Origin of the sequence: Streptomyces sp. NPDC093568 (assembly GCF_044764945.1) — a bacterium.
Lineage (GTDB): Bacteria > Actinomycetota > Actinomycetes > Streptomycetales > Streptomycetaceae > Streptomyces.
In genome coordinates this window covers 1,611,289-1,625,376 of the sequence record NZ_JBIWJD010000001.1, presented here as the reverse complement: position 1 = coordinate 1,625,376, position 14,088 = coordinate 1,611,289, and the positions used below count along the sequence as shown (strand labels likewise).

Sequence of the window (14,088 nt, the reverse complement as noted above, 5' to 3'; positions counted from 1 at the left end):
GACTGGACCGCGCTGCCGGCATCATGACTGCGCCGACGGGCCGCTGGGGCCGCGTCGGCGGTGTCCGGGAGAGGGGCCTGTCACAAGGCGGCGAGGCCCTCCAGGTGGGCGACGGCCGCGTCGACGCCCGGCAGGGCGAGCATCTCCTTGCGGGCGCGCCGCGCCTCGTCGGCGACGGCTTCGTCGGCCAGCAGCCGGCGGCAGGTGTCCAGCATGGGTTCGGCGCCGCGGGAGGCGATGTGCTCGCCGAGTCCGAGGCCGGCGACGCGCAGCGCGTTGTACTGCTGGTCGCCGAACATGGGCCGCACCGCCATGGGGACGCCGGCCCGCACGGACTCGCGGATGCTGTTGTAGCCGCCGTGGGTGACGAACAGATCGGCGTGTTCGAGCAGGAGTTGCTGCGGGAAGCGGTCCACGACCCGGACGTGAGGCGCGGCCTTGGTGGTGTCGACGGGCATGCCGAGGGTGGAGACGACGGCCGCGCAGTCCAGCGCGGAGAGGGCCTCGACGACCGTGTTCAGGGGTTCGGCGGGGTCGTAGACGGGGATGGGGGCGCCGAACTCGCGGGCCTTGTCGAGGAATTCGAGGACGGTGCCGGGCAGTCCGGTGCCGAGGGAGGCGAGCACGAGGGGTCGGTCGGCGGGCAGTTCGGCGAACCAGTCGGGCAGGGTCTCGCCGCGGGTGACGGTGCGGGGCTGGCGGTAGGCGACGGCGTCGGGGGCGAGGGGGCGGGCGAAGGTGTAGGGGGCGGGCATGCAGTCGAGCCGGCCGTGCCGGTAGACGGCGACCGGGTCGTCGGTCTCGGGCAGGCCGAGTCCGCGGCGCCGCTCGTTGAGCAGCGGGAGCAGCAGCTCCGGGTCGAGGAACTGGCCCGAGCCGGACGGCGCGGGCACATGCGGTACGCCGAGGGTCTCGGCGACGAGGAGGGCGGCGAACTCGTAGCCGTCGCGCAAGATCACATCGGGCCGGAAGTCCCGGGCGAGTGGCAGCAACAGGTCGTAGGCGTCGGCGAGTTGGGGGCCGCAGCCGAGGGTGGCCCACAGCTCGTGGGCGAAGCGGCTGAACTCCTTGGGGATGGGCAGCTTGCCCTCGAACAGCAGCCGCATGCCCTGGGCGGTGATGTCGGTGTACACACCCTCGACGCGGGCCCGCTCGCCCCCGAGCACGGGGGCGAGCTTGTCGGCGGTGACGACGAGGACGTCGTGCCCGGCCTCGCCGAGGGCGCGCACGAGCGGCAGGCAGGCGCGCGCGTGGGAGGGCGAGCCGGTGATGCTGCACAGCACCCGCATGGTGAGGGACCTTTCCGGAAGGCTCTTGGGCTCTCGTGGTCTATACGGCGGTCAGGGCGGGCTCGACCGGGCCGGTGCCGGTGCCGTGCCAGGCGAGGCCCGCGGCGCTGAGGGTGGCCGGGTCGAGGTGGTTGCGGGTGTCGACGACGAGCGGGCGGTGCAGGTCGGCCGCGATCCGGGTCCAGTCGAGGCCGCGGTAGTGCGGCCACTCGGTGCACAGGACCAGCGCGGAGGCGCCCTTGGCGGCCTGGTGGGGGTCGTCCACGACGGTGATGTCGGCGGGGAGTTCGGTGTGCCGGGTGAGCGGGACGGCCGGGTCGTGGGCGGTGAGTTCGGCGCCGCGGCGGGCGAGTTCGGCGGCGAGGGCGAGGGCCGGTGAGTCGCGCAGGTCGTCGGTGCCGGCCTTGAAGGTGAGCCCGAGCAGCCCGATCCGTACGCCCGCGAGGGAGCGGTCGCCGTCGCCGCACAGCCGGGCGATCTTGTCGGCGATCCGGGTCCGCTGGTGGGCGTTGGTGTCGATGGCCGCCCGCACGAGCGGGAAGTCCACGCCGAGGGCGTCGGCCGTGCCGAGCAGGGCACGGGTGTCCTTGGGCAGACAGGAGCCGCCCCAGCCGGGTCCGGGGCGCAGGAACGCGCCGCCGATCCGGTGGTCCTGGCCGAGCGCGGTGGTGACCCGGCCGATGTCGGCGCCGACCTCCTCGCACAGCTCGGCCAGGGTGTTGACGTAGGACAGCTTGACGGCGAGGAAGCAGTTCGCCGCGTACTTGACGACCTCTGCGCTGGCCGCGTCGGCGATGACGACGGGCGCGTCGACCCCGGCGTACAGCTCGGCGACCTGGGCGGCGGCCCAGGGGCTGTCGGAGCCGATAACGACCCGGTCGGGCTGGAGGAAGTCGGCGACGGAGGTGCCCTCGCGCAGGAACTCCGGGTTGCTGACGACGCCGACGTCGGGCCGGCCGAGGGCGGCGGTGACGCGGGCCGCCGTGCCCACCGGCACCGTCGACTTGGTGACCAGCACGCTGTCGGGCTCCAGCAGGGTGCGGATCTCCTCGACGACGGCGTCCACGGCGGTCAGGTCGGCGCGGCCGTCGGAGGCGGTGGGCGTGCCGACGCAGATGAACACGGTGCGGGCGCCGCGCACGGCGTCGGCGGCGCCGACGACGAAGCGCAGCCGGCCCGCGTCGAGCCCGGCACGCACCAGCTCGGGCAGCCCCTCCTCCAGGATGGGCACTTCGCCGCGGTTGAGTTCCGCGACCTTGACCGGGTCCAGGTCGGCGCAGACCACCCGGTGCCCGAGCTGCGCCAGGCAGGCACCGGCGGTGAGTCCGACATAGCCGGTGCCGATGACGGCGATGGTGTGGCGGTGCACGGCTGCCACCTCGTTCTCTCGGTTGCTTCGCTGCGGTCAGACGCCGATGAGCCGGGCGCTGATGGACGCGGCGGCCCGGACGGCCAGCGCCACGCTGTACAGCGTCGGGTTGACGGCGGTGGCGGTCGGGATGATCCCGTTGCCGCCGACGTAGAGGTTGTCGAAGCCCCAGACGCGGCTGTCGGTGTCGCACACCGAGGTGCCGTCGTCGACGGGGCCCATGCGCACGGTGCCCTGGTAGTGCTTGGAGCTGCCGGCGGGGAACAGTTCGGGTCGCTCCAGGAACTCGCCGCCGAGGGCCTCGGCGACGGCCTCCTGGTCCGCGCGGGCCTGTTCGGCGCCCGCGCGGTCGCGTTCGGTGAGGTCGTAGTGGACGGTCATGTCGGGCATGCCGTAGGCGTCGGCCTCGCTGGTGGAGAACTCGATGCGGTCCTCGGCGCGGATCTCCTTGGCGCCGTACCAGACCATGCCGACGAACAGGGCCGGGTCCACGCCCTCCAAGGGTGAGGTGTCGATGGTCATGACCTGGCCGTGGTTGCGGCGGCCGGGGTCGGCGAACGGCACCCAGAAGCGGCCGGTCTCCAGGTCGCGGATGTCGCCGCCGAACTCGACGGTGCCGCGCGCGGCGACCCCGGCGACCGGGCCGTCCTTGACATGGACGGAACTGACGGTCTTGGGCTGGTCGTTGAGGTAGCGGCCGAGGGCGTCGGGGCGGATGCCGGAGGCCCACAGCAGCTGCGGGGTGCGCAGCGCGTCGGCGCAGACGGCGACCGCGGAGGCGCGTACGGCGAACTCGGTTCCGGTCGGGAGGTGTTCGAGCAGGGCGCCGGTCACCTTGCGTCCGCTGAACAGCAGGCGCCGGCACATCGTCTCGTCGGCGATGCGGAAGCGTCCGTCGCCCGCGCCGGCGCCGGCGTTCGCGAGCGGCCCGAGGACGGTGTCCGGTCCGGCCCACCGCGGTCGGCGGCCCGGGCGGGGGGTGCAGGCGAGCGGCATGGTGCCGACGCCCTGGCCGGCCGGGTAGTCGCCGTCGAAGAGCTGGCCGAGCGTCTTGAGGACGAGATCGCCGGCCTCGGTGGCCGGGTAGGCGTCGCGGGTGACGCTCAGCAGGTGCTCGGCGACGGACAGGGCGGCGTCGAGGTCGTCGCCGGGCAGGAACGGCAGCCGTTCGGTGTCCAGTGGGCGGGGGGCGGTGCAGGCCCAGTGCACGCCCATCCCGCCGATGTTGCTGGACATGACGGCGGCCGGCATGCCGGACTGCTCCGGCTCGTCGTCGCGGCGGGCGCGCAGCAGATGGGTGCCGCGGTCCGCGTACTTCTTCACCAGGGCGCCGTCCTCGCCGGGCGCGGTCCCGGGATCCCGCCCCTGGGAACGGGTTTGGGCCGCGGCCCGTTCCGCTGCGGGCAGGTTGCCGAGATGCAGCCCGGCCTGCCCGGTCAGGCGCGGCCCGAGGTCGGCCATCAGGATCCTGGCGTGCGGTACGGCGTCGTACACACGGCGGGCGACGGCCGACCCCACGGGGCCGCTTCCGACGACGAGCAGGTCGACCGTCGGCGGAAGTTCGGGACAGCTCATGGTGGCGCGACTCTCCTTCTGTGCGGTGCTGTGGGGGGTGGCGGGGCGAGTCGGATCAGTGGGCGGCGCGGCTCGCGGCGTAGTAGTCGCGGACCTGCTGGGCGAAGGCGGGGTTCATCTGGGCCTTGGCGAGGATCTCGGCGGGCGGGGTGAACTCGTCGTCGATGGTGTCGGCGAACTTGGTGAATCCGGCGCGCAGTTGGGCCTCGATGACGGCGGGCCAGGCGTTGGGGATCCGCCACTCGTCCTCGTAGCCGGTGGCCAGGAGGTGGGTGACGGCGGTCTCGACGACGTCGGCGCGGCTGTGCGCCTGGGTGGGCTTGCGGACGGGCTGGAACACGGACAGGTCGTGACGGGTGTCCTCGCCGAGGACGCGGCGGGCCATCTCGTCGGCGAGCAGCGGCGACAGGTGCAGTCCGTCGCGGTAGGTGCCGGTCATCAGCCACAGGCCGTCCAGGCCGGCGCTGCCGACCAGCGGGAAGCCGTCGAAGGCGACGGGGCGGTTGCCGACCTGGATCTTCTCGATGCCGGCGGTGTCGAGGTCGCGGCGCAGCTGGCGCAGGGCGCAGCCGAGCAGGAACGTGGCGTCGCGGATGGAGGGCACGTCTGCGGGCTCGGGCTCGATGGCGTTGGTGGCGCCGAGGTAGACGTGGCCCTGGCCGCGCGGCACGAGGTGCAGGCCGCAGGCGAAGGCACGGTTGGGGGTGCGCAGCACGCTGGTGGGGCCGGGCACGTCGGGGTTGACCCGGGCGACGACCGAGACGCCGACGCCGGCGCACAGCCGCGGGATGGAGCCGCTGAGGGCGGGCACGGTGTCGAGCAGGGTCTGGGAAGCGGCGCCGGCGGCGAGCACGACCTGGCCGGCGGTGAGGGTGTCGCCGCTGGTGAGCCTGACGCCGGTGATGCGCTCGCCCTCGGTGACCAGGCTCTCGCCGAAGCCGTCGAGGAGGGTGCCGCCGGCCTTCAGCAGCGCGGTCTGCAGCCGGGCCAGCAGACGGCCGGAGTCGACGGCGTGCTCACCGGGGATGAACATGCCCATCAGGGGCCGGGCCAGCGGGTCGGGGTCGAGCCAGCCGAGCTCGGCCGGGTCGATGTCCTCGTACGGCTCCTTGTAGTCGTCGAGGGTCGCCCGGATCGCGGCGTAGTTGGCGGAGTCGATGCCGGGCACGCCCACCGAGTTCAGCAGCATCACGGTGCCGTCGGCACAGCGCAGGTCGTCGCTCTCGCCGGTCTCCTCGGACAGCTGGTCCAGCCAGTCGTCCCACAGGCGGGTGGCCTGGACGCCGAGGTCGAGCTTGGCGCGGCCCTGCTCGCTGGCTATGAGGGTGGAGGTGACCTCGCCGAAGGTGCCGAGCATGGCGCCGGCCGCGGTGGAGGCGGCCCAGGGCCGGTCGGTGCGGCCGAGGACGGCCACCTTGGTGCCACGGCGGGCGAGGGTCAGGCCCAGGGACAGGCCGAGCACACCGTTGCCGACGACGAGGACCTCGAAGGTCCGGCCGGCCGGGTTGTCGCTGGTCATCGCTTTCGTTCCCATCCTGTGAACCGCCGCGCCGGGCGCGGGGTGTGCGGGGTCGGTGTCGGGGGTGGCCGGGTCCGGGCGCGTCAGGCGGCCGGGCCGGTGCCGGTGCCGGTGCGGGGAAGTTCGTCCAGGACCTTGGCCACCGCGGTGGCGACGTCGTCGACGTCCTGGCGGGTGCCGAGCAGGGCCTGGTGGCCGATGAGCACGCCGTCGCGGCCGACGCGTTCGGCGTGGGGGCAGTACTCGGCGAGTTCCTCGGGCCGGACGTCGCGGGTGGCGCCGGTCCAGAAGGCGTCGGTGCGGTGCAGGGGCTGGTGGCTGCCGAAGGCGGGGATGCCCTCCATCAGCAGCGCCAGGGCGACGGTGTCGCGGTCGAGGCCGCCGAGCTCGTCCTGGTCGAGGACGAACGTGGTCATGTAGTGGGGGGTGCTGGTGCAGCGCGGGTCGCGGCCCTGGAGCCGGATGCCGGGGATCTCGCCGAGCGCGGCGGCCAGTTCGGTGTAGCGGGCGGCGCGGCGGGCGTTCTGGTCGGCGAACCGGGCGAGCTGGGCGCGCAGCAGGGCGGCGGTGAGTTCGGAGACGCGGAAGTTGGAGGCCGCGACGGCCAGGTGCAGTTCGCGGGTGCGGCCGCAGTTGTGCCGGACCCAGGCGTCCTCGTAGGTGTCCGGGTCGGGCAGCAGCAGGGCGCCGCCCTCGCCGGCGGTGATCACCTTGGTGCTCTGGAAGGAGAAGGTGGAGATCGAGCCGAGCGCGCCGAGCCCCTTGCCGTGCCAGGTCGCTCCGTGGGCCTGGGCCGCGTCCTGGATGACGGTGACGCCGCGGGCGTCGGCCCAGGCGGTGATGGCGTCCATGTCGGCGACGTGGCCGCCGATGTGGACGGGGATCACCGCGCGGGTGCGGTCGGTGACGGCGTCCTCCAGGGCCTCCGGGTCGAGGCAGAAGGTGTCGTGGGTGATGTCGACGGGCACCGGGACGCCGCCGCGCCGCTGGACGGCGGTGGAGGTGGCCACGAAGGTGTAGGCGGGGACGATCACCTCGTCGCCGGGTTCGATCCCGGCCAGTTCCAGGGCGAGTTCGAGGGCGTGCGAGCCGTTGGTGACGGCGAGCGCGGCGGGCGCCTGGCCGAACTCGGCGAACTCGCGCTCGAAGGCCTGGACCTCCTTGCCGCCGTGCCGGCCCCATTCGCCCTGCTGGAGGGCGCGGGCGAGGGCGAGGTTCTCGGTCTCGTCGTACTCGGGCCAGCGCGGAAAGGGTTGTGTCCGCACCTTCGGCCCGCCGTTCAGGGCCAGCATGGCCCCTCCTTCCGGGGGTGTTCGCCGCGGGGGTCCGGGGTCAGCCGGGGTAGGTGCCGAACGCGGTCCGGGTGCCGTACGGGTCGAGTTCCATGACGAGTCCGACCTCGTCCTCCCAGCGCTTGGTGATCTCCACGCCCTCGGATCGGTTGACGTCGTCGAGCATCACGGTGGCGCCGGGCGCGAGGTGGTCCTTCAGGGCGGGTACGGCCGGGTAGCGGGCCATCTTGCGGCCCTGCTCCCAGCCGGGAGGGCCGTCGACGAGCAGCAGGTCGATCTTGCCGTGCTTGTCGGTGAAGGCGCCGATCTCGTCCTCGACGGTGCCGGGCTCGTACCACTCGACGCGCTTGACGGCGGCGGGGTGTTCGGCGAGCGGGGCGTGCACGACGCGGGCGACCTCGCTCAGGCCCTCCTGCGCCAGCTGGTCGTTGACCCACCGGGCCCACTTCTCGTCGTGCTCCAGGGAGAGCACGTTGCCGTGGCCGCGCTGGGCGAGGTAGCGGGCGAAGACGATCGTCGAGGTGCCGCTGCCGCACTCGACGAGGACCTTGCGGTCGCCGAGGGCGATGTCGTCGAGCAGCTTGATCAGTGCGCCGGGTCGCAGCGACCACGCGGAGAACGGCAGGTAGGGGCCGTTCAGCAGCGGGGTGAGCCGGATCCACGAGGCCAGGTCGTAGAACGCCCTGAGGAACTGCGTGTCCATCTGCCTGCTCCTTGTCCGGATCCCGGTCAGTGCCCGGCGAGGGCGGTGAGGTGGTCGACGGCGGCGGTGACCTGCGGCAGCGCGAGCATGTGGCGCTGCGCGGTGCGGGCCGCGTGGGTGTGGCCGGCCTCGCCGAGCAGCCGGGTCACGGTGTCGGCGACGTCGTCGGCGGCGGCGCTCGGCACCCGCAGCCCGAGTCCCAGTTCGGTGACGCGGGTCGCGTTGTGCGCCTGGTCGCTCAGTTCGGGCAGGACGGCCATGGGGACGCCGGCCCGGACGGCCTCGCGGACGCTGTTGTAGCCGCCGTGGGTGAAGAGGAGCTGTGCTGTTTCCAGCAGCAGCGGCTGCGGGATGCTGTCGAAGAGGTGCACGTTGTCGCCGACGGCGGCCGGGTCGACGGGCATGCCGCGGGTGGCGACGACGGCGGTGCAGTCCACCTGGGACAGGCCCTTGACGATGGTGGTGAGCGGGTTGGCGTCGCCCGGCATGAGGGCGCCGACGACGAGCGCCGGGTCGGCCTCGATGTCGAGGCCCTCGAAGAGGTGACCGGCGACCACGCCGTCGAAGAACAGGTCGAGGATGCGCGGGAAGACGGCGTGGTGCATCAGCGAGGCGAACACGTTGGTGCTGGAGACCACCACGAGCGGCCGGTCGCCGGGGAGGTCGCGCAGCCACTCGGGTCCGGTCTCGGTGCGCACGATGGCGGACGGCTGCTGGTAGGCGAAGGTGTCGACCGTCTCGTGGGCGGTGAAGGCGTACTCGGGCGGCATGCAGTCGAAGCGGCCGTGCGCGTGGATCGCCTCGGCGGAGTCGCTCTCGGGCAGGCCGAGTTCGGCGCGGCGCAGGTTCAGTTCGGCGAGGGCGAGCTTCGTGTCGAGGTACTGGCCGCCGCCGGAGGGCGCGGTGACGTGCGGGACGCCGAGGGTCTCGGCGACGAGGTAGCCGGCGAACTCGACGCCGCCGCGCAGGATCACGTCGGGCTTGAACTCCTCGGCCACGTCGAGGAGTTGCCGGTAGGCGTCGGTGACGTGGGGGCCGCAGGCGGTGGCGAGGAGGGTCTGCGGGGAGAACGGGTCCGAGGGGGCGAACTCGATGCGCTTTTGCTGCAGCAGGCTGAGCACGATCTCGGCCATGTCGGTGAACAGCGGCAGGACGCGGATGTTCTCGCCCTCGAAGACGCCGGCCATCTCCGGCGGGGAGACCACGGTGACCTCGTGGCCGGCCTCCACCGCCGCGCGGGCCAGCGGCAGCAGGGCGCGTGCGTTGGAGGGCGACAGCGCGAGACTGCAGAGAATGCGCACAACCATTCCTTTCCATCCGGAAGCGGCGTTCGGCCACGTCATGATGGGCCGTCGTTCTCGGTGTTTTCCCGAGTCTTCGGTGCGCTTTCCGCGCCGCTCGGAAACGAAGTTATGGGATGGGCGCGCCGGTACCCAGTTGGGTATTTCCATCGGCGGGTAATCGGAAATTCCCGCGGCCGGTGGTCAGGCGGTCAGGAGGGCGGCCGTGTTCTCGGTCCAGGCCTCGGCGCGGCGCCTGCGGTCCTCGCGCACCGTGCGGGGCACGAGCGCGTCGACGGCCTCGCGGGTGGCCGGGTGCCGGAAGGCGTAGCGCAGGGCGCCGGTGGCGCTGGGATGGCGGGAGCGGCGCAGGAAGTCCCGGCGTTCCAGATGGTCGAGCCAGTGCGCGGCGTCGGCACGGTGCACGCCGCCGACCGCGGCCACTCCGTCGGCGCAGCACACGCCGCCGAGCGCCGAGGCGCACACGAGGACGGCCTTGGCGAGCGGCGGCAGCGTGTCGAGGTGGGCGGCGACGACCTGACGCACATGGCGCGGCATGGGCGGCGGGCCCACCGGGCGGCCGGCGCCGGTCAGCTCCCGTGCGTACTCCACCGCGTAGAGCGGGTTGCCGCCGATCCTGGCGAGGACGTCGCGGCGCACGTCGGCGGGCAGTTCCTCGTGGCCGAGGAGGGCGTCGAGCAGGGTGGCCGAGGAGGGCTCGTCGAGCGGGTCCAGGGTGAGGGTGAGGCCGTCGCGCCGGCCGCCGCCCCAGGTGGGCCTGCGGTCCAGCAGTTCGGGCCGTGCGGTGACGGCGAGCAGCAGCGGTACGGGCCCGGCGGCGTCGGCGAGTTCGGTGACGAGGTCCAGGACGGGGTCCGGCGTGGTGTGCAGGTCCTCCAGGACGAGCAGCAGCGGTCGTTCGGCGGCGAGGCCGGTGAGCAGGAGCCGCCAGGCGGTGGCGAGGTCGGGCCAGTCGGCGGGGGCGGGCGGCTCGGGACGCAGCAGCGGGGCGAGCCGGTCCAGCAGCCAGGTGCCGCGCTCGCCGGTGCCGAAGAGGGCGTGGACGGTGCGGGCGAGGGCGTCTTGCGCGGCCTCGTCCGGGCGGCCGCTTCCGGTGACTGACGCGAGGGTCCGTTCCAGCAGGGCGAGCGGCCGGTCGCGGTCGCACCAGGAGCTGTGGCCGCCGGCGACCCGGTATCCGTGCGGTGAGCGGCGTGCGTGCCGGGCCAGTTCGGCCATGAGGCGGGACTTTCCGGCGCCGGGTTCGCCGAGGACGGTGAGCAGGCAGGGGCGCTGCCGGCGGCCTACGTCACCGAGCGCTCCGGCGAGTTGTTCCAGCTCGCGCTCCCGGCCGACGAGTGCGGGCGGCGGGTCCTGGCAGAGGGTGCGGGGGCCGAGCGGTTCGGAGGAGCCGTCGGGTTCGGCGGGGCCGTAGGCGAGGGAGCGTTCGGTGCCGGCGCGGGTCGCGGCGCACACCCGGATGCCGCCGGGCGGCACGGTCTCCAGCAGGTCGGCGCAGCTCTTGGGTACGGCGCCGTTCACGATCGGCACGGCGCCGGTGCCGTCGGCGGCGCAGGTGACGACGACGTCGCCGGTGGCGACGGCCACACGGGGCGCGGAGCCGCCGTGCACGGGCACGGGGCCGCCTCCGCCGTACTGGCGCAGCCGGCGCAGGATGGCCCGGCCGGCCCGCACCGCGCGTTCGGCGTCGTCCTCGCGGGTGCGGACGACGCCGAACAGGGCGAAGGTGACCGGTCCGAGCACGCCGGAGACCTTTCCGCCGTGCCGGGCTACCTCGTCGCGGATGGCGGTGGCCAGTTCGCCGGACAGCCGGGCGGCGTCCTCCGGGTCGCCGCCGAGTCCCTTTCCGAGGGTGGTCCGCACCAGCAGCATGGACAGTTGCTTGTGCTGCTCGGTGAGGACGCCGGCCGGCGCGCCGGGGTACGGGAAGGGGGAGCTCGGCGTGGGGAGCGTCGCCGGCCGGGCCGCGGGGCGGGGCTCGAAGCCGACGACCGGCGCCGGGGCGGTGGTGGCCGGGCTGGGTTCGACCGGAGCAGGGGTGGTGCGGCGGGGTTCGCCGTCGAGGGCCATGATGGCGAGCGCGTCGGGCTGGCCGAGGACCGGGTCGTGGTCGAGGACCGCGCGCTCGACGGCTCGCAGCACCCGGCCGGGTTCGAGGCCGAGGCGGGAAGCGAGGGCGGTCCGGGTCCTGCGGTAGGCGTCCAGTGCGTCGGCCTGCCGGCCGCGGCGGTAGAGGGCGAGCATCAGCTGGGCGCACAGCCGCTCGCGCGTCGGTTCGCGCTGGGCGTGGGTCTCCAGTTCCTCCAGGACTTCCTGATGCCGTCCGCAGGCGAGTTCGGCCTCGTAGAGGTCCTCGTGGGTGGCCGAGCGGGCCTGGGCGAGGGTGCGCAGTTCGGGCCAGTCGGCGCCCGACTCGGCGAGGTCGGCGAGGACGGGGCCGCGCCACAGGCCGAGAGCGGTGCGCAGGGTGCGGGCGGCGGCGGGCCAGGCGCCGGCCGCGAGGTCGGCGCGGCCCCGGTCGGCGAGGGTGCGATAGGTGGCCAGGTCGAGGTCGTCGCCGTCGACGCGCAGCAGATAGCCGGGGGCGTGGGTGAGGAGGACGGGGCCGCCGCGGGTGCCGTCGGCGGCGAGGAGGCCGCGCAGCGCCGACACCGCGTTCTGGAGCATCTTGCGGGCCGTGGGCGGGGGTTCCCCGTCCCACAGGGCCCCCATGAGGGCGCTGGTCGCGACGACCTCGTTGGCGTGCAGCAGCAGATGGCCGAGGGTGGCCCGCTGTTTGATGCCACCGAGCACGACCGGGCCGCTGTCGCCGTGGACCGTCAGCGGGCCCAGCACCTGGAATTTCATGCGGATTCCCCGAATGCGCCGAGCCTGTTTTCCGGTGCCGTTCCTTTTCCGTTCCTGCCGCGATCCGAGGGTATTCCGGAAAGGCCCACACGGCCGTTCTCCGGGTCTCGCACCAGGCTCGGAGAACGGCCGTCGGACATTCACCCCTCTGGATCCGGAAAGGATGCTATCGGCGCGGAGGCGGGGCGGTCACTGGGGAAAACACTGGTCCTGGACGGGGGCCGGGGGCCCGGACGGGCGTCAGGAGGCGCGCCAGCGCAGCGCCCTGTCGGCGATCCACAGCGACGCCACCGAGGCGGCGGCGAGGACGGCCACGTCGAGGGCGAAAGTGCCGTCGATGTCGCCGGTGACGCTGTGCCGGATGGCGTCGGCTCCGTAGCTGGTCGGCATGGCGTAGCTGATGACGCGCAGCGCCAGCGGCAGCGACTCCAGCGGGATGAGCAGCGGGGCGCCCAGCAGCAGTAGGAAGTTGAGCATGTAGGTGACGATGGAGATGAGCTCGATCTTGTCGATGAGGCTGCCGATGACGAGGCCGAGCGCGGCCAGCGGCAGGGCGGTCAGCGGATACACGAACAGCAGCGTCGGCGACAGCGTGAGCTGGATGTCGTACAGCACCTCCACGGCGAGCAGGGAGGTGACCAGGCCGGGGGCGATGAGCAGGAGGCGGGCGGCGACGAACGCCGTCACGAAGGCCACTTTGCTGATGGGCAGCGAGGCGTAGTACATCATCGAGCCCTCGGCCTTGATGGCTCCGATGCGCTGGGCGATGGCCGTGGTGCCGAGCGCGGCGATGGAGAACACGCCGGAGCCGCTGGCGATGTACAGCAGGCTGGACTGGTCGGTGAGTCCGCTGCCGATGCGGGAGAAGCCGAACACCATCGTCAGCGGCATGAAGATGCCGAAGACCATGTGGACGTGCCAGGAGGTGCGCACGATCAGCATGTGCTCGAACCACAGGTACTTGAACGAGGTGCCGAAGGTGGCCAGCCGTGACCCGAGGGTGCGCCGCGGGGCCCTGGTGGGGGCGGGGGCGGGCGGTGCCGGACGGGGGGTGCGGGCGGCGGGCAGCGGGGCGTGCCGGACGGGAGCGGGCGCGGCGGCCTCGGGGGCCGTCTCGGGTTCGGCCGCGGGGGCGCCGACGGCGGCGAGTTCCTTGACGGGGGGCTGCGGTTGGGGCGGCTCGGTGGCCTCCGGTGACGTCTCCGGTGGGTCGACGGGTGTCGGCTTGAGACTGAGGTAGACGTCCTCCAGGGTGGGCCGGGCGAACCGGAAGTCGTCGACGCGGGTCACGCCGACGTCGGTGACCAGGGTCTCCAGCAGGGGCTGGATCCGGTCGGGCGGCGCGGTGACGAGGTAGCTGCCGTTGCGGTCGCCGGGCGTGACGACGCCGATCCGGCCGAGCCGTGCGGTCTCCGCCTCGGTGAGGCTGCCGCCGTCACGGACGAACAGCTCCAGGCGGGCCTGCGCGCCGGTCTGCTCCTTGAGTTCACCGGGCGTGCCCATGGCGGTGATACGGCCGCCGTGCATGACGGCGACCCTGTGGACGGCCTTCTCCGCCTCCAGCACGTTGTGGGTGACGAGAACGATCGTCGTGCCGTCGTCGGCGGCCCGGCGCTGCACGATGTCCCAGATCAACCGCCGGTTGTGCGGGTCGAGTTCGTTGGTGGGCTCGTCCAGCACGATGAGTTCGGGGCGGCCCATCAGCGTCATCCCGAAGTTCACCAGCCGCATCAGGCCGCCGCTGAGCCGCTCCACCTGCCGGTCCGCGTAAGGCCCGAGACCGAGCTCGTCGATCAGTTCGTCGGTCTGGCGCCGGGCGTCCGCCTCGCTCTGGCCGCGCAGCCGCCCCGTGTAGTGCAGGGCCCTGCGCGCCTCGATGAGCCGCATCGACAGACCGCGCTGCGGCAGGAAACCGACAGTGGACTTCACCAGCTCCGGGTGGCGCACCACGTCGATGCCGTTGACGGTGATCGCTCCGGAAGTGGGGCGCACCAGCCCCAGCATCTGAAGGACGAGCGTCGTCTTGCCCGCGCCGTTGGCGCCGAACAGGCCGAACACCTGCCCGCGCGGCACATTGAACGTCAACCCGTCGTTGGCCTTGATGAGTTCACCGCCCCGGCCGCGATAGGCGCGTATCAGATCACGCACCTCGATGGCCGGACCGTCGTCCGTCTTGACCATGCCCACGTCTCA

At 73.3% G+C, this 14,088-nt stretch carries 9 protein-coding genes; all 9 read right to left on the bottom strand.

Going from position 1 to position 14,088, the window contains the following annotated elements:
• Positions 1-80 precede the first annotated feature (80 nt).
• Positions 81-1,289 carry a glycosyltransferase gene (locus ACIRD7_RS06480; protein WP_403450510.1) on the bottom strand — a complete coding sequence of 403 codons (1,209 nt, stop codon included), beginning with the start codon at positions 1,287-1,289 and terminating at the stop codon, positions 81-83.
• Between the two features lie 40 nt (positions 1,290-1,329).
• Positions 1,330-2,658: a UDP-glucose dehydrogenase family protein gene (locus tag ACIRD7_RS06475; protein WP_403450507.1), complete on the bottom strand. Its 1,329-nt coding sequence runs from the start codon at positions 2,656-2,658 to the stop codon at positions 1,330-1,332.
• 36 nt (positions 2,659-2,694) lie between these two features.
• Entirely contained in the window at positions 2,695-4,233 is a 1,539-nt protein-coding gene (locus ACIRD7_RS06470) for a GMC oxidoreductase (RefSeq protein ID WP_403450504.1), read from the bottom strand.
• Between the two features lie 55 nt (positions 4,234-4,288).
• The gene (locus tag ACIRD7_RS06465; RefSeq protein ID WP_403450501.1) at positions 4,289-5,752 is read right to left on the bottom strand and encodes an NAD(P)/FAD-dependent oxidoreductase; all 1,464 of its coding nucleotides are present in this window, start codon (positions 5,750-5,752) and stop codon (positions 4,289-4,291) included.
• Positions 5,753-5,835: 83 nt separating this feature from the next.
• Positions 5,836-7,044: a DegT/DnrJ/EryC1/StrS family aminotransferase gene (locus tag ACIRD7_RS06460; protein WP_403450498.1), complete on the bottom strand. Its 1,209-nt coding sequence runs from the start codon at positions 7,042-7,044 to the stop codon at positions 5,836-5,838.
• Between the two features lie 40 nt (positions 7,045-7,084).
• A complete protein-coding gene (locus ACIRD7_RS06455) occupies positions 7,085-7,747 on the bottom strand; it encodes a class I SAM-dependent methyltransferase (RefSeq protein WP_403450495.1) in 663 nt (220 codons plus the stop codon).
• A gap of 26 nt (positions 7,748-7,773) precedes the next feature.
• Positions 7,774-9,048: a glycosyltransferase gene (locus ACIRD7_RS06450; protein WP_403450492.1), complete on the bottom strand. Its 1,275-nt coding sequence runs from the start codon at positions 9,046-9,048 to the stop codon at positions 7,774-7,776.
• Positions 9,049-9,231: 183 nt separating this feature from the next.
• Positions 9,232-11,895, bottom strand: a complete 2,664-nt coding sequence (locus tag ACIRD7_RS06445; protein ID WP_403450490.1) for a BTAD domain-containing putative transcriptional regulator — start codon at positions 11,893-11,895, stop codon at positions 9,232-9,234.
• A gap of 240 nt (positions 11,896-12,135) precedes the next feature.
• Positions 12,136-14,076, bottom strand: coding sequence for an ABC transporter ATP-binding protein/permease (locus tag ACIRD7_RS06440; protein ID WP_403450487.1), 1,941 nt, complete (start codon positions 14,074-14,076; stop codon positions 12,136-12,138).
• Positions 14,077-14,088: the final 12 nt, after the last annotated feature.

What these genes read in the sequence shown, in the direction of transcription:
- ACIRD7_RS06480 (WP_403450510.1), bottom strand. Translation starts at nt 1,289, where the DNA reads ATGCGGGTGCTGTGCAGCATCACCGGCTCGCCCTCCCACGCGCGCGCC.
- ACIRD7_RS06470 (WP_403450504.1), bottom strand. Translation starts at nt 4,233, where the DNA reads ATGAGCTGTCCCGAACTTCCGCCGACGGTCGACCTGCTCGTCGTCGGA.
- ACIRD7_RS06465 (WP_403450501.1), bottom strand. Translation starts at nt 5,752, where the DNA reads ATGACCAGCGACAACCCGGCCGGCCGGACCTTCGAGGTCCTCGTCGTC.
- ACIRD7_RS06460 (WP_403450498.1), bottom strand. Translation starts at nt 7,044, where the DNA reads ATGCTGGCCCTGAACGGCGGGCCGAAGGTGCGGACACAACCCTTTCCG.
- ACIRD7_RS06455 (WP_403450495.1), bottom strand. Translation starts at nt 7,747, where the DNA reads ATGGACACGCAGTTCCTCAGGGCGTTCTACGACCTGGCCTCGTGGATC.
- ACIRD7_RS06445 (WP_403450490.1), bottom strand. Translation starts at nt 11,895, where the DNA reads ATGAAATTCCAGGTGCTGGGCCCGCTGACGGTCCACGGCGACAGCGGC.
- ACIRD7_RS06440 (WP_403450487.1), bottom strand. Translation starts at nt 14,076, where the DNA reads ATGGTCAAGACGGACGACGGTCCGGCCATCGAGGTGCGTGATCTGATA.